15 protein-coding genes are annotated in these 19,255 nt (G+C 57.0%); 9 read left to right on the top strand and 6 right to left on the bottom strand.

Annotation, left to right across the window (positions count from 1 at the left end):
• Positions 1-24 precede the first annotated feature (24 nt).
• The 5 genes from xni to queF all read right to left on the bottom strand — a co-directional run bounded on the left by xni (position 25) and on the right by queF (position 6,479).
• Entirely contained in the window at positions 25-780 is a 756-nt protein-coding gene (gene xni, locus ACP4QI_RS17890; protein ID WP_285128473.1) for a flap endonuclease Xni, read from the bottom strand.
• 113 nt (positions 781-893) lie between these two features.
• On the bottom strand, positions 894-2,261 hold the full coding sequence (locus ACP4QI_RS17885) for an L-serine ammonia-lyase (RefSeq protein WP_426495688.1): 1,368 nt from the start codon (positions 2,259-2,261) through the stop codon (positions 894-896).
• Between the two features lie 63 nt (positions 2,262-2,324).
• On the bottom strand, positions 2,325-3,614 hold the full coding sequence (locus ACP4QI_RS17880; RefSeq protein ID WP_142486948.1) for an HAAAP family serine/threonine permease: 1,290 nt from the start codon (positions 3,612-3,614) through the stop codon (positions 2,325-2,327).
• A gap of 541 nt (positions 3,615-4,155) precedes the next feature.
• A complete protein-coding gene (gene ppnN, locus ACP4QI_RS17875) occupies positions 4,156-5,520 on the bottom strand; it encodes a nucleotide 5'-monophosphate nucleosidase PpnN (protein WP_142486947.1) in 1,365 nt (454 codons plus the stop codon).
• Between the two features lie 116 nt (positions 5,521-5,636).
• Positions 5,637-6,479 (bottom strand): NADPH-dependent 7-cyano-7-deazaguanine reductase QueF, encoded by an 843-nt coding sequence (gene queF / locus ACP4QI_RS17870; RefSeq protein ID WP_156264550.1) that lies wholly within the window; start codon positions 6,477-6,479, stop codon positions 5,637-5,639.
• Between the two features lie 69 nt (positions 6,480-6,548).
• Here queF and syd point away from each other — a divergent pair, with 69 nt between their 5' ends.
• The 8 genes from syd to ACP4QI_RS17830 all read left to right on the top strand — a co-directional run bounded on the left by syd (position 6,549) and on the right by ACP4QI_RS17830 (position 15,056).
• Positions 6,549-7,094, top strand: a complete 546-nt coding sequence (syd, locus tag ACP4QI_RS17865) for a SecY-interacting protein (protein WP_426495687.1) — start codon at positions 6,549-6,551, stop codon at positions 7,092-7,094.
• A gap of 632 nt (positions 7,095-7,726) precedes the next feature.
• A complete protein-coding gene (locus ACP4QI_RS17860; RefSeq protein ID WP_142486944.1) occupies positions 7,727-8,053 on the top strand; it encodes a YqcC family protein in 327 nt (108 codons plus the stop codon).
• On the top strand, positions 8,050-8,823 hold the full coding sequence (gene truC / locus ACP4QI_RS17855) for a tRNA pseudouridine(65) synthase TruC (protein ID WP_426495686.1): 774 nt from the start codon (positions 8,050-8,052) through the stop codon (positions 8,821-8,823). Before ACP4QI_RS17860 ends, truC begins: the two co-directional genes overlap by 4 nt.
• A 24-nt stretch (positions 8,824-8,847) precedes the next feature.
• The gene (locus tag ACP4QI_RS17850; protein WP_156264547.1) at positions 8,848-9,297 is read left to right on the top strand and encodes a flavodoxin; all 450 of its coding nucleotides are present in this window, start codon (positions 8,848-8,850) and stop codon (positions 9,295-9,297) included.
• A 483-nt stretch (positions 9,298-9,780) separates the two neighbouring features.
• Positions 9,781-11,136: a galactarate/glucarate/glycerate transporter GudP gene (gudP, locus tag ACP4QI_RS17845; protein WP_142486941.1), complete on the top strand. Its 1,356-nt coding sequence runs from the start codon at positions 9,781-9,783 to the stop codon at positions 11,134-11,136.
• Positions 11,136-12,476: an enolase C-terminal domain-like protein gene (locus ACP4QI_RS17840; protein ID WP_142486940.1), complete on the top strand. Its 1,341-nt coding sequence runs from the start codon at positions 11,136-11,138 to the stop codon at positions 12,474-12,476. Before gudP ends, ACP4QI_RS17840 begins: the two co-directional genes overlap by 1 nt.
• A gap of 12 nt (positions 12,477-12,488) precedes the next feature.
• A complete protein-coding gene (gudD, locus tag ACP4QI_RS17835) occupies positions 12,489-13,829 on the top strand; it encodes a glucarate dehydratase (RefSeq protein ID WP_185902412.1) in 1,341 nt (446 codons plus the stop codon).
• 87 nt (positions 13,830-13,916) lie between these two features.
• Entirely contained in the window at positions 13,917-15,056 is a 1,140-nt protein-coding gene (locus ACP4QI_RS17830) for a glycerate kinase (protein ID WP_156264544.1), read from the top strand.
• 55 nt (positions 15,057-15,111) lie between these two features.
• Here the strand turns inward: ACP4QI_RS17830 and barA are convergent, their stop codons facing one another.
• A complete protein-coding gene (gene barA / locus ACP4QI_RS17825) occupies positions 15,112-17,871 on the bottom strand; it encodes a two-component sensor histidine kinase BarA (RefSeq protein ID WP_285111902.1) in 2,760 nt (919 codons plus the stop codon).
• Positions 17,872-17,928: 57 nt separating this feature from the next.
• Between barA and rlmD the strand changes: the two genes are divergently transcribed.
• Positions 17,929-19,227, top strand: coding sequence for a 23S rRNA (uracil(1939)-C(5))-methyltransferase RlmD (rlmD, locus tag ACP4QI_RS17820; protein WP_142486936.1), 1,299 nt, complete (start codon positions 17,929-17,931; stop codon positions 19,225-19,227).
• The last annotated feature ends 28 nt before the right edge of the window (positions 19,228-19,255 follow it).

The following is a 19,255-nucleotide window of genomic DNA, read 5'->3' as shown; positions in this document are numbered from 1 at the left end:
TCTCCCCATAGGGGAGAGGGAACGTTAACGCTCTAACCTGAGCTGCTGCAAATTCCCGTCTAACTGTAAATCGGTCTGCAACCGCGCCACGTCCCGGCAGATAAACGCCATCTCTTTGTGCGCTTCCAGTTTTTTGCGCCACTTCTCCGGCACCGCATCCAGACGGGCGTAAATCCCTTCCAGATCCTGAAAATCGGTCAGCAGTTGGGCCGCGCTTTTCGGGCCAATCCCGGCAACGCCTGGTACTTTAGAGCTGCTGATCCCCGCCAGCCCCCAGTAATCCGGCAGCTGCTGCGGCGAGACGCCAAACTCACTGGCGATAAAGGGGGCGTCGAGCCAGCGTTTCTGGAAATAGTCGCGGATGCGAATGTTGGGAGAAAGCAGCTGGCAGTAGCCCTTGTCGGTCGAGACAATGGTGGCCTGATGCCCGGCGCTGGCAACTTTTACCGCCAGCGTGGCGGCCAGATCGTCGGCTTCGTTGCCCTGGGCCCCCCAGCAGGGAACCCCGCGCTGTTCAAAAGCGGCGCGAATGGCGGGCATTTCGGCGTGCAGATCGTCCGGCATGGGCGCGCGCCCGGCTTTGTAATCCGGCAGGCGCTGGTGTCGCCAGCCGCTGTTACGGGCTTCATCGTCAAACACGGCGACCACGTGACTGGGCTGGCTGTGGCGAATAAGCTGCTCCAGCGCATGCAGGCAGGTATCCTTGCAGGGCGTGCCCTGAACCGCGTGGATGCGCCGGATAAGGTTCAGCGCGTCGACAATAAGCAAATGAACGGCCACAGATTTTCTCCCTTCTGTTCAGTCAAATAAGGGTAACACTGTCGGCGGGGGGAAACTATGTGTGGCGGGGCGTTCGGGAAGGAGCCTCGCAAAACAAGGCTCCTTTTTTGCACTTAGTCGCAGGTGACAATCTTCATCGCCAGACCACCGCGGGAGGTTTCGCGGTATTTGGCGTTCATGTCTTTCCCGGTCTCATACATGGTTTCGATCACTTTATCGAGGCAGACGCGCGGCTCGCTGGTACGGCGCAGCGCCATACGCGCGGCGTTGACCGCCTTGACGGAGGCAATGGCGTTACGCTCGATGCACGGCACCTGTACCTGACCGGCTACCGGATCGCAGGTCAGACCGAGGTTATGCTCCATCCCAATCTCTGCGGCAATGCAGACTTGCGCAGGGCTACCGCCCAGCAGCTCCGCCAGACCCGCCGCCGCCATGGAGCAGGCCACGCCTACTTCGCCCTGGCAGCCCACTTCCGCGCCGGAGATAGAGGCGTTCATCTTGTACAGCGAGCCAATAGCGCTGGTGACCAGCAGATAGCGGGCCAGCGAGTTAGCATTCACTTCGCGGATGAACTTGTCGTAATAGGCCAGCACCGCCGGAACGATGCCGCAGGCACCGTTGGTTGGTGCGGTAACCACGCGGCCACCCGCGGCGTTCTCTTCGTTTACTGCCAGCGCGAACATGTTGATCCAGTCCACCACCGCCATCGGGTCGCAGGTGGTTTTATCGCTGCTGACCAGCATGCGGCGCAGAGCCGCAGCACGACGCGGAACGCGCAGTTTGCCCGGCAGAACGCCCTCGGTAGTGATCCCGCGTTCAATACCGCCGCGCATCACCTCCCAGACGTTAGCAAAGTGCTGTTCCAGCTCTGCTTTGCTGTGTAATGCCAGCTCGTTTTGCATCATCAGGCCGGAGAGTGACAGACCGCTCTCCTGGCAATGGCGCTGGAGATCGGCCGCCGATTTATACGGATAAGGGACCGCAACAGGTGCGCTGTCGCTCTGCCCAAAGTGGTCTTCGTCGACGATAAAACCGCCGCCGATGGAGTAATAAGTTTGGCTGTAAATCACCTTGTCGCCTGCCAGCGCGGTGATCCGCATGCCGTTTTCGTGCAGCGACAGGTTGTCGGCATGGAAATTCATGCAGCGATCAACCGGGAATTCAACTTCATGTTCACCCTTCGCCAGCAGCAAGCGGCTGTGGGTGTTAACGTCCTGGATAAAGCCCGGGATGGCATCAATATCGACGCTATCCGGCAGGTTGCCCGCCAGGCCCATAATAATGGCGATATCGGTATGGTGACCTTTGCCGGTCAGCGACAGGGAGCCGTAAACATCCACCACCACGCGGGTTGTGTCGTGCAGCATTCCGCGTGCAATAAGATCGTCCGTGAACTGTTTACCGGCTTTCATCGGCCCGACGGTGTGCGAGCTGGATGGACCAATACCAATTTTGAAAATATCGAAAACGCTAATCATGATGCGTCCGTTGCTTTACGTCTTGGGAGAAGAGTGCGCCGTCCGAAGACGGCGCGGGAGGAATTAAGCGAACAGCGAGAAGAAGATAGCGGAGATAGCAATCAGACCCATAATCACAACGAAGACGTTGCTGATCTGGCCGCTGTATTTACGCATCGCTGGCACTTTCTGAATCGCGTACATCGGCATCAGGAACAGGATCATCGCGATAACCGGGCCGCCCAGGGTTTCGATCATCCCGAGGATGCTCGGGTTCAGGGTGGCAACCGCCCAGGTGGTCAGCAGCATGAACAGAGCAGTGATCTTGTTCAGCTTGTTGATTTCAATGCTCTTGCCTTTACCGCGCAGAGATTTAATCACCATGCCGTTAAAGCCTTCACGTGCGCCCAGGTAGTGGCCGAGGAAGGATTTGGTAATCGCGATAATGGCGATGATTGGCGCCATCCAGGCAATGACCGGTGCGTTAAAGTGGTTCGCCAGGTAAGACAGGATAGAGATGTTCTGCTCTTTCGCTGCCGCCAGATCCGCCGGAGCAAGGCTCAGTACGCAGCTGAAGACGAAGAACATCACGGTCAGCACCATCATCACGTGAGCGCGAGCCAGGATGCTGGAACACTTCTTCTCGGCACCCTGACCGTACTCTTCACGCTTCGCAACCGCGAAGGAGGAGATGATCGGGGAGTGGTTGAAGGAGAAGACCATTACCGGGATTGCCAGCCACAGGGTCATCCACAGGCCGTTGCCGGTCGCAGATGCGCTGCTCAGGGAGAGGGTTTCCAGCGCCGCGCCGTTCCACTGTGGGATCAGGTAGCAGGCCAGCACCATCAGAGCGATAACGAACGGGAACACCAGCACGCTCATCGCCTTCACAATCATCTGCTCACCGAAGCGCACGATGGTCATCATGCCGACAATCAGGATCAGCGACAGAATTGCGCGCGGCGGCGGGGTCATGCCCAGCTGGTGGGTCATGAAGCTGTCAACGGTGTTGGTGATCGCCACGCTATAAACCAGCAGGATTGGATAGATAGCAAAGAAGTAGAGCAGGGTAATCAGTTTACCGGCGCCAACACCGAAATGTTCTTCAACGACTTCGGTGATGTCTTCGCCCGGGTTTTTACCAGAAAGCACAAAACGGGTCAGGCCGCGGTGTGCAAAGTAGGTCATCGGGAAGGCAATGATCGCCATGATGATCAGCGGAATTAAGCCGCCCACACCTGCGTTAATAGGAAGGAAAAGAACACCAGCGCCGATTGCTGTGCCGTACAGGCCGAGCATCCACATGGTATCTGTTTTACGCCATCCGCTTCGGGTTTCAATCGAAGCAACGGTGCTGGTTTGAGTGGTTTCCATTGTGTCTCCAGGAAGTAGCTAATGTCAGGTTTCTGGTCAAATTCGATGCAAAAAGGGCTAATCGTAATATGAAATTCGCTCAGCGACGGTTTTTATATAATTTTTCTCCGTAACTATTGGCGGGCGGAAAGATACATTTTAGTAATGGATCTATCAGTGATCCCGATCTCAAATGCGATAATCCACTTATGATGTGGGTATCTTTAGACCATTTGTCTGCTAAGAAAACGTCAGGACGAATTTCTGGGCGCGAAGGCTACCATTAACGATATGTGGCGAGATAGATCCGCCTGAAAGATAGGAGGCATACGCTGTAAAAGCGTCGGTTTATAGGATTTTTTCATGCTTTATGGCATTTGTGGCTAATAAATCACGCTCCGGGAAACAACGTAATCGTTTGCGTGGCGTTATAAAATAGCAAAAAGATAAGTAATAGTGATGTTGCAAACCAAGCCATGTGGCTGAAGGTAATAAAAAAGCCGGGAGGCGAAGGGCCATTCCCGGCGGGGGAGAGTGCCCGGCATGCGAGCCGGGCGGGTCGTTACGCAGAAATCTCGTAACAGGGGATATAGGCAGAGCCGGGAAGTTTCATACGGTGCTGGGCGACAAAGCCCTGCAGCAGATCGTCCATGCGGCGCATCATTTCGCGATCGCCATGGATTTTATACGGGCCAAACTCTTCAATGGCCTGGATGCCCACCTCTTTCACATTACCGGCGACGATGCCCGAGAAGGCGCGACGCAGATCGGCGGCCAGCACTTCAACTGGCTGATCGGGATAGAGTTTCAGGTTGGCCATGTTTTCGTGCGACGGCTCAAACGGGATCTGCAGATCCGGTGAAATGCGGATCGACCAGTTAAAGCTGTAGGCATCCCCGGTATCGCGGCGGTTCTCTTTTACCAGCGGCATGGCCTTTTTCATCAGGCGCGCCACTTCCGCGGCATCGTCGATGATGATGCGATAGTGACGGCGTGCCGTCTCGCCCAGGGTATGCACGATGAATTCATCCAGCACGCGGAAGTAATCTGCGCTCTCTTTCGGCCCGGTCAGGATCAGCGGCAGGACCTGATCCTGGTTGGCCGGATGCATCAGAATACCCAGCAGATAGAGCAGCTCTTCTGCCGTACCCACCCCGCCCGGGAAGATGATGATCCCGTGTGCGATACGCACAAACGCCTCCAGACGTTTCTCAATGTCCGGCATGATGATCAGTTCGTTAACCAGCGGATTCGGCGGCTCAGCGGCAATGATTGACGGCTCAGTCATGCCGATGAAACGGCCCTCTTTATAGCGCTGCTGGGCATGACCCACCGCCGCACCCTTCATCGGCGCTTCCATCGCGCCCGGACCACAGCCGGTGCAGATGTTTAGCTCGCGCAGCCCCAGCTGGGTGCCCACGCGACGGGCGTAGAGGTATTCGGTTTCGTTAATGGAGTGACCGCCCCAGCACACCACCATGCTTGGGGCTTCGCCCACGTGCAGGGCGCGGGCGTTGCGCAGAATAGAGAACACCAGGTTGGTGATATGGGCCGAGCTTTCCAGGTTCAGATGCTGAAAACGACCGGCGTTACTGATCTGGCCATTCACAAACAGGATATCGCGCAGTACGGCAAACAGGTTGGCCTGCAACGCGCGAATAATGCGCCCGTCAACAAAGGCATCTTCCGGTGGGTTAATCAGCTCCAGCTTCACGCCACGTTCGCGGCGCAGAACGTTAATATCAAAGCTTTCAAAACGGGACAGCAGCTCTTTGCTGTTGTCGGTGAGGCTACCGGAGTTCAGAACGGCAAGTGAACAGTTGCGAAACAATTGATAAAGATCGCTGCTGGCCGTGCTCTTGAGCATGTCCACTTCCAGCTGCGACAACATATCCATTGAGCCAAGCGGGCTTATATGTGTAATCAAGTGAGCTCCTTACGGGACGTTTATCGTCTTTCCCTGCTGATTACAATAGCCCTGGCTTATGACCTTTCACAACCCAAAGCGCGGAACGGACCGCGCATATTGTGAATTTATTTATCTTACTGACGGACTAAACGACCGATCGCCGGAACAAAATCGCCGTTGCTGCGCCACGGATTGATATCCAGTCCGCCACGGCGGGTATAGCGGGCGTAAACGCTCAGCGTCTCTGGCTGGCAGAAATGCAGAATGTCGTTAAAGATGCGCTCCACGCACTGCTCGTGGAACTCATTGTGGTTACGGAAGGAGACCAGGTAGCGTAGCAGCTTCTCGCGATCGATTTTCGCGCCGCGATACTGGATCTGTACCGAACCCCAGTCAGGCTGATGGGTGATAAGGCAGTTGGATTTCAGCAGGTGGCTGACCAGCGTCTCTTCTACCAGGTTGCCGCTGGCGGCGTTTTCCAGCCAGGCGGTATCAAACTGGTAGTTGTCGATTTCGATCTCCTGATCGTCAATGCAGGTGCCGTGGAAGTGGGCGATCGGCTGACCTTCCAGCTCGTCAATGCGGTAGAGGGCAACGGTTACTTTCCCCTGCGCGCAGGCGCTCAGGTCGCGTTCCAGCGTGCGCTGCACCGCTTCCCAGCTCTCAAAGCGCGTCTGGTTGAAGCTGTTGAGGTAGAGCTTGAAGCTTTTAGACTCCACCAGATTGACGCTGGTGTAATCCAGCTCAACGTGGCCCACCGCCACCTGCGGTAAGCCGCGGGCGTTAAGCCAGGAGAGCTCATACAGCGTCCAGATATCACCGCCGTGAAAGGGCAGGCTATCGGCCTTCAGCCCCAGCGGATCGCGGTTAAGACTGCGAGGTACCCCCTGTAACAGGCTGGCGTCGTAGGTGTCGCGATAGGCGGTGGTTTTGCCCAGGGTTAAGCCTGATAAGGCATCATGATTTTCGTAAGACATGTTTCGTTGTCACTTTAAAGGTAAACTATGCAGCTGAGTGTATCCTGGCTTATATGAAGAGAGAAACCGGTGGATAAAGAGACTGCTGCTGCCTTAACCGCGTTTACGGCGCGTTACTGTGACGCCTGGCATGAACAGAAAGGGACATGGCCGCAAAGCGAGGCGCTGTATGGCGTCCCTTCGCCCTGTATTATCACCTCTTCCGGGGATACCGTGATCTGGCAGCCCCAGCCGTTTACCGCAGAGCAGAATGTAAAGGCGATTGAACGCGCAATGGACATTGTGGTACAACCTGCGGTCCACGCGTTCTATACCACACAGTTTGCCGGGGATATGTGCGCTCGCTTTGATAACGAGATGCTGACTCTGCTGCAAACCTGGAGTGAAGAGGATTTGCTGCGCGTGCAGGAGAACCTGATTGAGCATCTTGTGACCCAGAAGCGCCTGAAGCTATCGCCAACGCTCTTTATCGCCACCCTCGACAGCGAAATGGATATCCTCTCTGTCTGCAACCTCACGGGGAACGTGGTAAAAGAGACGCTGGGCACGCAGAAACGCCAGTTCCTCTCTGCTTCCCTTACGGATTTCCTCAAGCAACTGCATCCCGTCGTGTAATCCTGAATACTACTGCGCGTGTGAGAGATCTCTTACAAAGCTTGTAAGAGATCACCGTAATAACCGATACGCGCAACATATTATGCTGTCAGATAACTCATTAATTATCAGCTTGTTGAGTAAGAATCTGGCAGTAATAAGATGTAACATCTGTTTGATTTAGCTTACGGAGTGCCTTGTAAGACGAAGCGGAATAGGGGATTCTATGTCCGTCGACAGGAAGCCGACACGAGAAACGAACATCAGGATGATGGCGTTTCTTAACGTAGGACACGTCAGGAAGGCGTTACAGGGAAGGCTTCAGGACGAAGCAAAAGGATAACGCAGGATGCGTGAAGGACACCTCCAGGACGGAGAATGAGAGCCGGTAAGGATGTCCGGTGGGTCAGGAAGGCCAGGACGTTTCAGGATGAAACCGTCACATCAGGATGATGTGCGCAGGATGCAGTGGTCGAGGGAAGACCAGACCTTCGGGTCAGAGGAAAAGTTGTCACGGATGAGCAGGGAGCACTAAAAGTAGCTGGATTGCTGCGAAACGAACCGGGAGCACTGTTTTTACAGTGCTCCCTTTTTTTATTTCTGCGTGGTCTTTGCTATGCTGCCCGCCGTTCAGATTTTCAGTTGAGGTTTTCATGACGCATCACGACCATGTGCGCGCGCAGCTGCACGCCATCGAAGCTTTAATGCGCGATCATCAACTGTGGCAGGAGGCGGCGCCGCAGCCTGACGCGTTTGAGAGCACGCAACCTTTCTGCATGGACACCCTGGAGCCGTTTGAGTGGCTGCAATGGGTGCTTATTCCCCGCATGCATGCCCTGATTGAGGGTGGACATCCGCTGCCGCAAAACTTTGCCGTCGCGCCTTATTATGAAATGGCGCTGGACGCTGCCCATCCGTCACGCGACGCGGTGCTGGCGGCATTGCTGGCGTTGGACACGCTCTTTGGCGACGAAGCATGATTGAGATCCTTTACCAGGATGAGTGGCTGGTTGCGGTCAATAAACCTTCCGGCTGGCTGGTGCACCGGAGCTGGCTCGATCGCGATGAAAAAGTGGTGGTGATGCAGACGGTGCGCGATCAGATTGGTCAGCATGTCTTTACCGCCCACCGTCTCGACAGACCGACCTCAGGCGTGCTGCTAATGGGGCTCTCCAGCGAGGCCGGACGACGCCTGTCGCAGCAGTTCGAGCAGCATCAGATCCAGAAACGCTACCATGCGATTGTCCGGGGCTGGCTGACCGAGGCCGCGACGCTCGATTATCCGCTGGTCGAAGAGCTGGATAAAATCGCCGATAAATATGCCCGCGATGATAAAGGCCCACAGCCCGCGGTGACGGACTATCGTGGTCTGGCGACCACCGAACTGCCTGTCGCCATCAGCAAATTCCCGACCACGCGCTACAGCCTGGTCGAACTGGAGCCAAAAACCGGGCGGAAGCACCAGCTTCGACGTCACCTTTCCCATCTGCGCCATCCGATTATCGGCGACAGCAAGCACGGCGATCTGCGGCAGAACCGCAGCGCGGCGGAGCATTTTGGCTGCAACCGTCTGATGTTGCACGCCAGCCAGCTGAGCCTGGTGCATCCGTTTACCTGCGAGCCGCTGACAATCCGGGCCGGGCTTGATCCGGTTTGGATGCAGGCGCTGTCACACTTTGGCTGGTGCGGGCAACTCCCCGAAAATGAAAGGGTTGAGTTTGATCCCGCCAACGTTCAGGATGAGCGTTAATTGCATTCATTGAGGGAGTAAACCATGGCTGTAGTCGGAATTTTTGTCGGCACGATGTATGGCAATTCGCTGCTGGTGGCCGAAGAGGCCGAAGCTATTCTTGCGGGAATGGGCCATAAAGCCACGGTCTATGAAGATCCCGAACTTGCCGACTGGGAAAAATACCAGGGCCAGTATACGCTGGTGGTCACCTCGACAACCGGGCAGGGCGATCTGCCGGACAGTATCGTACCGCTGTTCCAGGGCATCAAAGACAAGCTGGGTTATCAACCGGAGATGCGCTACGGCATCATCGCGCTGGGTGACAGCACGTATGCGAACTTCTGTGGTGGCGGCAAGCAGTTCGACGCCCTGTTACAGGAGCAAAGTGCTCAGCGCGTGGGGGAAATGCTGATGATCGATGCCTCTGAACATCCTGAGCCCGAAAGCGAAGCCAACCCCTGGGTTGAACAGTGGGGTACATTGTTAAAATAAGTTCCTGCCCTCCCTGCTGCGGAGGGCCAGAACCCGTTGCCAGTTAACAAAGCGACCTTACAGCCAGTGTAAGGTCACTGAATCGAGTAAGCATTGGGCAATCGCCCGTAATTCCGTATATTAATAGCGGGTATTGGCAGGCATTTTCACTGCGTCAAGCGACCTGTTTCACACTCCCGTCAATCCCTGCCGCCAGCGTGCCGTTTACCAGCGTGCAGTTTTCATTTCCGTGAAGTCTCTTCCATTCTCCTGGGCTTTTGCCACAAACAACCGCACAGCGGTGTACCAATGTTGTGTTGTTGCACGGTGAGAGGGGTCTTGATCCTTTCTTATACTTTTTCCGCCAGTTAATAAAAATGCAGTCAGTAAGGCAAAAGACCTCAACGTTCAAAACTGCAAAACACATACACGTCATTCTGATTACCCTACGGTTGTGCTGTTCAGAATGAACGTAGCGAAACGCTATGATTCAGGAGTGCAAGAATGAGTACATTAAGCCAGGCGGCGAGCAGCGCTGAAAAGCGCACCAATGCTCGCTATTGGATAGTGGTGATGCTGTTTATCGTCACATCCTTTAACTATGGCGACCGCGCCACGCTGTCGATTGCCGGTTCCGAAATGGCAAAAGATATCGGTCTGGATCCGGTCGGTATGGGGTATGTTTTCTCGGCATTTTCATGGGCCTATGTTATCGGCCAAATCCCTGGCGGTTGGTTGCTCGATCGCTTCGGTTCAAAACGCGTCTACTTCTGGTCCATCTTTATCTGGTCTATGTTTACCCTGTTACAGGGCTTCGTCGATATCTTTAACGGCTTTGGCATCATTGTCGCGCTCTTTACCCTGCGCTTCCTGGTCGGGCTGGCAGAGGCGCCTTCCTTCCCGGGTAATAGCCGCATAGTGGCAGCCTGGTTCCCGGCGCAGGAGAGGGGAACGGCGGTGTCCATTTTTAACTCCGCGCAATACTTCGCGACCGTCATCTTCGCCCCAATCATGGGCTGGCTGACCCACGAAGTGGGCTGGTCACACGTGTTCTTCTTTATGGGCGGGCTGGGTATCGTAATTAGCTTTGTCTGGCTGAAAGTGATCCATGAGCCGAACCAGCATCCGGGCGTAAACCAGAAAGAGCTGGATTACATCGCCGCAGGCGGCGCGCTGATCAACATGGATCAGGCCAAAAGTAAAGAGAAAGTACCGTTCAGCCACAAGTGGGGCCAGATTAAACAGCTGGTTGGCTCCCGTATGATGGTGGGGATCTACCTCGGTCAGTACTGCATCAACGCCTTAACCTACTTCTTTATCACCTGGTTCCCGGTCTATCTGGTTCAGGCGCGCGGCATGTCGATTCTGAAAGCCGGGTTTGTGGCCTCTGTTCCGGCGATCTGCGGCTTTGTCGGCGGCGTGTTGGGTGGGGTGATTTCCGACTGGCTGATGCGTCGTACCGGCTCTCTGAATATTGCCCGTAAAACGCCGATCGTGCTGGGTATGCTGCTCTCTATGTCGATGGTGGTGTGTAACTACGTGGATGCCGAATGGATGATTATCGGCTTTATGGCGATGGCCTTCTTCGGTAAAGGGATCGGAGCGCTGGGCTGGGCGGTGATGGCGGATACAGCGCCGAAAGAGATCAGCGGCCTGAGCGGCGGTCTGTTCAACATGTTCGGCAACATCTCCGGGATCGTCACTCCGATTGCCATTGGTTATATCGTCGGCACCACCGGGTCGTTCAACGGAGCGCTGATCTACGTAGGTGTCCACGCCCTGGTGGCGGTACTGAGCTACCTGGTGCTGGTGGGTGATATCAAACGTATCGAACTGAAACCTGTCGCGGAGCGTTCATAATGAGTATGCAATCAAGCCCTGTTGTAACCGAAATGAAGGTTATCCCGGTTGCCGGTCAGGACAGCATGCTGCTGAACATCGGCGGCGCGCATAACGCCTGGTTTACCCGCAATATCGTGGTGCTGACCGATAACGCCGGGAATACCGGCGTCGGGGAAGCCCCCGGTGGCGAGGTGATCTACCAGACCCTGGTGGATGCCATCCCGCAGGTGGTGGGTCAGGAGGTGGCGCGGCTGAATAAAGTGGTCCAGCGCGTGCACAAGGGCAACCAGTCTGCCGATTTCGATACCTTTGGCAAAGGCGCCTGGACATTTGAACTGCGGGTGAATGCCGTGGCGGCGCTGGAAGCGGCGCTGCTGGATCTGCTCGGCAAAGCGTTGAACGTGCCGGTGTGCGAACTGCTCGGCCCGGGCAAACAGCGCGATGCGGTCACCGTGCTGGGCTATCTCTTCTACCTGGGCGATCGCACCAAAACCGATCTGCCCTATCTGGAACGTTCGCCGGGTAGCCACGACTGGTATCACCTGCGCCATCAGGAGGCGCTCTCCAGCGAGGCGGTGGTGCGTCTGGCGGAAGCGGCCCAGGATCGCTACGGCTTTAAAGATTTCAAACTGAAAGGCGGCGTGCTGCCGGGCGAGCAGGAGATCGAGAGCGCCCGTGCTCTGAAAAAACGCTTCCCGGATGCGCGTATTACCGTCGACCCCAACGGCGCCTGGCTGCTGGATGAGGCCATCGCGTTGTGCAAAGGCCTGGGCGATGTCCTGACCTACGCCGAAGATCCGTGCGGCGCCGAGCAGGGCTTCTCCGGCCGTGAGGTGATGGCGGAGTTTCGCCGCGCCACCGGCCTGCCGGTCGCCACCAATATGATCGCCACCAACTGGCGCGAAATGGGCCATGCGGTGATGCTGAATTCGGTGGATATCCCGCTGGCCGATCCGCACTTCTGGACCCTCTCCGGCGCGGTTCGTGTGGCTCAGCTGTGCGACGACTGGGGCTTAACCTGGGGTTGCCACTCTAATAACCACTTCGATATCTCGCTGGCGATGTTTACCCATGTCGGCGCCGCCGCACCTGGCACGCCAACGGCTATCGACACCCACTGGATCTGGCAGGAAGGCGAAGCGCGCCTGACCAAAAATCCACTGGAAATTAAACACGGCAAGATTGCCGTACCGGATGCACCGGGGCTTGGCGTGGAGCTTGACTGGGATCAGATCCACAAAGCCCACGAAGCCTATAAGAAACTGCCCGGCGGCGCGCGTAATGACGCAGGCCCGATGCAGTACCTTATCCCCGGCTGGACATTTGACCGTAAACGCCCGGCGTTTGGTCGCCACTGATTAAAGGATTGAATTATGAGCACATTTACTACGCCTGTTGTCACTTCCATGCAGATCATTCCGGTTGCCGGCCATGACAGTATGCTGATGAACCTGAGTGGGGCCCATGCCCCGTTCTTCACCCGTAATATTGTGATTATCAAAGACAACTCAGGCCATACCGGCGTGGGTGAAATCCCGGGCGGCGAAAAGATCCGCAAAACGCTGGAGGATGCGATCCCGCTGGTGGTAGGCAAAACCCTGGGGGCCTACAAAAACATTCTCAATGCCGTACGTAATGAGTTTGCCGACCGTGATGCGAGCGGTCGCGGCCTGCAGACCTTTGACCTGCGTACCACTATTCATGTGGTCACCGGCATTGAAGCCGCAATGCTCGACCTGCTGGGCCAGCACCTTGGCGTCAACGTGGCGTCACTGCTGGGTGACGGGCAGCAGCGTACTGAAGTCGAGATGCTGGGCTACCTGTTCTTCGTCGGCAACCGCAAACTGACCCCGCTGCCGTACCAGAGCCAGCCGGATGAGCAGTGCGACTGGTATCGTCTGCGCCATGAAGAAGCAATGACCCCGGACGCGGTTGTCCGTCTTGCAGAAGCGGCCTATGAGAAGTACGGCTTTAACGATTTCAAACTGAAAGGCGGCGTGCTGGCTGGTGAAGAGGAAGCTGAATCTATCATCGCCCTGGCGAAACGCTTCCCGCAGGCGCGCGTCACCCTCGATCCAAACGGGGCCTGGTCGCTGGAGGAGGCGATCCGCATCGGTAAGCGCCTGAAGGGCGTGCTGGCCTATGCGGAAGATCCGTGCGGCGCCGAGCAGGGCTTCTCCGGTCGTGAAGTGATGGCCGAGTTCCGCCGCGCCACCGGTCTGCCAACCGCCACCAATATGATCGCCACCGACTGGCGTCAGATGGGTCATACCCTCTCCCTGCAGTCGGTCGACATTCCGCTGGCGGATCCGCACTTCTGGACCATGCAGGGTTCGGTACGTGTGGCCCAGATGTGCCACGAGTTTGGCCTGACCTGGGGCTCGCACTCAAACAACCATTTCGATATCTCACTGGCGATGTTCACCCATGTGGCTGCGGCCGCGCCGGGCAATATCACCGCTATCGACACCCACTGGATCTGGCAGGAGGGCAACCAGCGCCTGACCAAACAGCCGTTCGAAATCAAGGGCGGGATGGTGCAGGTGCCGACCACGCCAGGTCTGGGCGTTGAACTGGACATGGATCAGGTGATGAAGGCGCACGAGCTGTATCTGCAACACGGTCTTGGCGCGCGCGACGACGCGATGGCGATGCAGTACCTGATCCCGGAGTGGACCTTCAACAACAAACGCCCTTGCATGGTGCGTTAAGTCCGGTGCCGGTTCCTGCGGGAGTCGGCATTTTCTCTTGCGTGACGGGTGTATGCTTATGGTAGTCAACATGCGTAAGGACGGCTTATGAAAATAGTTATCGCACCGGACTCTTATAAAGAGAGCCTGAGTGCCCTGGCTGTGGCGACGGCAATAGAGCAGGGATTTTGCGAGATTTTCCCCACGGCAGAGTACGTCAAACTGCCGGTCGCCGATGGCGGTGAAGGCACCGTGGAAGCAATGGTTGCTGCCACACAGGGAGACATTATTCAGGTGCGGGTAACGGGGCCGCTCGGCGGGCATGTTGACGGTTTTTATGGCCGCTCCGGTGATGGTAAAAGCGCGTTTATCGAGATGGCGGCAGCCAGTGGTCTGGAGCTGGTGCCTCCGGCCCAGCGTAATCCGCTGAAAACCACCTCCTGGGGAACCGGGGAGCTGATCCGCCATGCGCTGGATGCGGGTGTAAAACATATCATTATCGGCATTGGCGGCAGCGCCACTAACGATGGTGGGGCAGGGATGGTGCAGGCGCTGGGCGCGAAGCTGCTGGACGAGCAGGGGAACGCCATTGGTGCTGGCGGCGGCGAGCTGGAAAAGCTGGCGCGCATCGACATCAGCGGTCTGGATAAGCGGCTGGCAGCGTGCCGCATTGAAGTGGCCTGCGACGTTACTAACCCGCTGACCGGAAACAATGGCGCAAGTGCCGTGTTTGGCCCGCAGAAAGGGGCAACGCCGGAGATGATTACGCGCCTCGACGGCGCGCTGACGCAGTATGCCCGCATCATCGCCCGCGACCTCGACGTTGACGTGCTCGGCCTGGCCGGCGGCGGTGCCGCAGGCGGTATGGGCGCGGCGTTATACGCTTTTTGCGGCGCACAGCTGCGCCAGGGCATTGAGATCGTAACCGATGCGCTCAACCTCGACAGCCAGGTGGCCGACGCCGATCTGGTGATCACCGGGGAAGGGCGAATCGACAGTCAGACCATTCATGGCAAAGTCCCGGTGGGAGTGGCAAAGATTGCGAAACGCCACAATAAACCGGTGATTGGTCTGGCAGGTAGCCTCACGGCGGATGTCGGCGTGGTGCACGATCATGGTATAGACGCGGTGTTCAGCGTGATCTACACCATCTGCACGCTTGAAGAGGCGCTGGAAGACGCCGCAGAAAACGTGCGGATGGCAGCGAGGAATATAGCGGCGGTGTTGAAGGTGGGGATGAATGTGTAGCCTCTGATGTTTATTCCCTCTCCCCTTTAGGGAGAGGGTTAGAGTGAGGGGGGACTTACGACCCCAGCACCTTCATCGCTTCCCGTGTGACGTTATCCATCTCATCCAGCAGCTCCAGAAACTCCGGCTCAAGCTCGCTTTCCGGCGTCCCGGAGCGCAGCTGCTGCTCCAGTAAATGACACAGATTTTTCAGGCGCGGCACGCCACTGTATCCGCAGCTGCCGTGCAGCTTATGGATCGCCTCGACAAGATCTTCCGGGTTTTCACCTACCAGCTGCTCTTCCACCTTATTGCGGATCTCCGGCAGGAAGGCCACCAGCATCTGCAGCATCTCCCGCGCGAGGTCATTTTTGCCCGCCGCCTGACGCAGCGCCAGCTGCCAGTCGAGGGTGGCACTGACGTTAACCTGGCTCCCGGCGGCTTCCGGAGGGGCGATCCAGTTGCCTGTCGCCGGGCCAGGCTTGTAACGCAGCAGCAGGCTGTGCAGCTTCTCTTCTTCTATCGGTTTTGCCAGATAGTCGTTCATCCCGGCGCTTAATAACTTCTCTTTCTGGCCCGCCATCGCATGCGCAGTCACGGCGATCACCGGGGTTAGCTGCTGATGGGGCAGCTGGCGAATCAGCTCGCAGGCGCGGATCCCGTCCATGCCAGGCATCTGAATATCCATCATGATCAGATCAAACTGCATCTGCCTCGCCCGCTCAACGGCCTGTAGGCCACTCTCGCAAAGTTCGACATGCTGGACCTGATCCTCCAGCAGGGCGCCAATCAGCTTCAGGTTGGCTGGGTTGTCATCCACCGCCATCACGGTCATCGGCAGCTTGCTCTCATCGCTAACGATTGGTGCGGCGTAATGGTTCAGACGGCAGTATTCGGTCAGGGTTGGCAGCAGGCGCGTGGCGGTGAGCGGTTTCAGCAGACAGGCGGCCGCCCCGTCATGTTTAAGCTCTTCGGCGTTGATCTGCGCATGGCACGGCAGGGCCAGCAGCAGGTAATCGGTCATCGAGGCCGCTTTTGCCAGCCGCTCCTGCTGCATGGTCAGCTCGCCGGTAAAGGTCACCGGGATGCCCATCAGCAGAATGTCGTAATGGTCAAACGGCAGCGCGGAGAACGCCGGACTGTAGATCACCTCCAGCGGGGTGGTGCTTAACACGTCCAGCGTACTTTGCGCGGCGGCGGTATTGGCCTCCACGTACGCCAGCCGTTTACCCTGCAGACAATCCATCGCCGATCGATCGGTCAGGACATTCGGATTCAGGTCGAGGTTGATATGGAACCAGAAGGTCGATCCCCGGTTAGGCTGGCTATGGAAGGAGATATCGCCCCCCATCTCGTTAACCAGTTTCTGGGTGATCACCAGCCCCAGACCGGTGCCGCCATGGCGTCGGGAAATGCTGGCGTCGGCCTGACGGAAGGCCTGGAACAGCCGGGACTGATCGCGTTCCGGGATCCCGATACCGGTATCACGGATCTGCACTTCAAGCTGTACCTTGGTATTGCTGATGGCGCGTTTTTCGACCAGCACGTCAATGTTGCCGCTCTCGGTGAACTTGATGGCGTTGCCCACCAGGTTGGTGATCACCTGCTGCAGGCGCAGCGGGTCGCCAATCACGTTATCCGGCACATCATTCTTAATGTTCAGCGTCAGCTCCAGCCCCTTGTCGTGGGAGGAGTGCGCCAGCAGGGTGACTACCTCATCCAGCGTGTTACGCAGCGGGAACGGGATGCTCTCCAGAATCAGTTTACCCGCCTCGAGCTTGGAGAAGTCCAACACGTCATTGATGATCGCCAGCAGGTTGTTGGCCGAACGTTCAATGGTATGCAGGTGGTCGCGCTGGGTCGGGTTGAGTTCGGTCTTCAGGGTCAGGCGGGTAAAGCCAATCACGCCGTTGAGCGGGGTGCGCAGCTCATGGGACATGTTGGCCAGAAACTCCGATTTAATGCGGGCCGCTTCCTGGGCGCGCTTTTTGGCCAGATCCAGCTCGACGTTCTGGATCTCCATCTGCTCAAGGGTTTCACGCAGGTCGGAGGTGGCCTGATCGACGTTATGCTGCATCTCCTCATGGTAGGCCGCCAGCGACATGGCCATCGAGTTGATGCCATTTTTCAGCATATCCAGCTCGCCCAGCATAAAGCCTTCGACGCGGCTGTCGAGCTGGCCCCGACGGATACGGTCAACAGTATTTACCATGTTGCGGATCGGACTGGTCACGTCGCGCATCAGACGCCAGCCGAAGATAAGCGCAATGCCGATACAAAACAGCATCATCACCGTGGAGATAAAAATTTCCCTGTACTGCTGCAGCCGCACGGACTTGAGATCCAGCTCCAGCGCCACATATCCCAGCATGTTGTTATTGGGCTTGGCATCCGACCCGGCAGATTCATCCGGTGAATAGCTTTCCGAGATGATCGGCGTGCGCAGGATCATCTTCTCGTCCTGGCGGATCACGCTCAGCCGCGCCGGGAAGGGCATACCGGCCGGGAGCTTCAGCGTACCGGGGTCCTGCTGGATATTGGAGGTCACAAACAGGCGATTATGTTGGTCATAGACCGAGATCGCCCGCACAATATCCGAATGACGGCGGTGCAGGATGCTAATGAGCTGGCCAATAGACTCGCGATTTTGCAGGGTCATACCGTACTCGCTGGACACCGCCAGCGGTTCAATAATGCTGGCTCCGGCATCCTCAAGCTGGCGCTGCAGGTCGTTATAACGGTGCACCACAAAGAAGGTACTCAGCAGTAAACCAATGAGTACGGTAGGGGCGAGGATCAAAATCATCATGCGCGCACGCAGGCTGTAGTTGGTCATGGAGTTCCGTTATGGGACAATTAGAGTCAATATGTTCATTTGAGAAAATACCCGGCAATGGCGCAATTCTACTCTGCAAAGCGGCGCGTGACGACGCGTCAGATCATAACTGTTGATGTGACAGACCTCGACCCCTTCGGTCAGGGGGTGGCGCGCCATGATGGTAAGGCCTTGTTTATTCCCGGCCTGCTGCCCGACGAACGTGCGGAGATCGCCCTGACGGAAGAGAAACGTCAGTACGCGCGCGGGCAGGTAAAACGCCGCCTCAACGACAGCCCGCAACGCGAGACGCCGCGCTGTCCGCATTTTGGGGTCTGCGGCGGCTGCCAGCAGCAGCATGCCAGCATCGCGTTGCAGGAGCGCAGCAAAAGCAACGCCCTGGCGCGCTTGCTGAAGCACGACGTCAACGAGGTGATTGCCGATAAGCCGTGGGGCTACCGCCGCCGGGCGCGCCTGAGCCTGAACTATCAGCCGAAAACCGCGCGTCTGGAGATGGGCTTTCGCAAAGCCAACTCCAGCGATATCGTCGATGTGAAACAGTGCCCCATTCTGGTGCCCCGTCTTGAGGCATTGCTGCCAGAAGTGCGCAAATGCCTCTCTGATCTGCAGGGTATTCGCCACCTGGGCCACGTCGAACTGGTGCTGGCAAACAGCGGCCCGCTGATGGTACTACGTCATACTGCACCGCTTTCGGCCAAAGATCGCGAAAAACTGGAACGCTTTTCGCATTCCCATGAGCTTGACCTTTATCTCGCCCCACAAAGCGAGATACTTGAGCAACTGAGCGGTGAAACGCCCTGGTATGATTCAGACGGGCTACGCTTAACGTTCAGCCCGCGCGATTTCATTCAGGTCAATGATGGTGTTAACCAGCAGATGGTGGCGACAGCGCTGGCCTGGCTGGATATTCAGCCGGAAGATCGGGTGCTCGATCTGTTTTGCGGGATGGGCAATTTTACTTTGCCGCTGGCAAAACGGGCGCATAGCGTGGTCGGCGTGGAAGGTGTAGCGGCGCTTGTAGAGAAAGGACGCGACAACGCGATTCACAATGCGCTGCAAAACGTGACATTTTTTCACGAGAATCTGGAAGAGGATGTCACCCGGCAGCCCTGGGCGGCGCACGGCTTCGACAAGATTCTGTTGGATCCGGCACGTGCAGGCGCGCCAGGCGTGATGCAGCATATTATTAAACTCGCCCCTGAACGTGTGGTCTATGTTTCCTGTAACCCGGCGACGCTTGCCCGGGACAGCGAAGCATTACTGGCGGCGGGTTACCAGATTCAGCGTCTGGCTATGCTTGATATGTTCCCGCACACTGGACATCTGGAATCAATGGCGTTGTTTGTACACAACTGATGAATTTCGGCTTGTCGAATTCGACAGG

This window comes from Leclercia sp. TB492 (assembly GCF_049974505.2).
Taxonomy (GTDB): Bacteria; Pseudomonadota; Gammaproteobacteria; order Enterobacterales; family Enterobacteriaceae; genus Enterobacter; species Enterobacter adecarboxylatus_C.
Note: the sequence above shows the minus strand (reverse complement) of the source record. Positions and strands in the feature narration are given on the sequence as shown.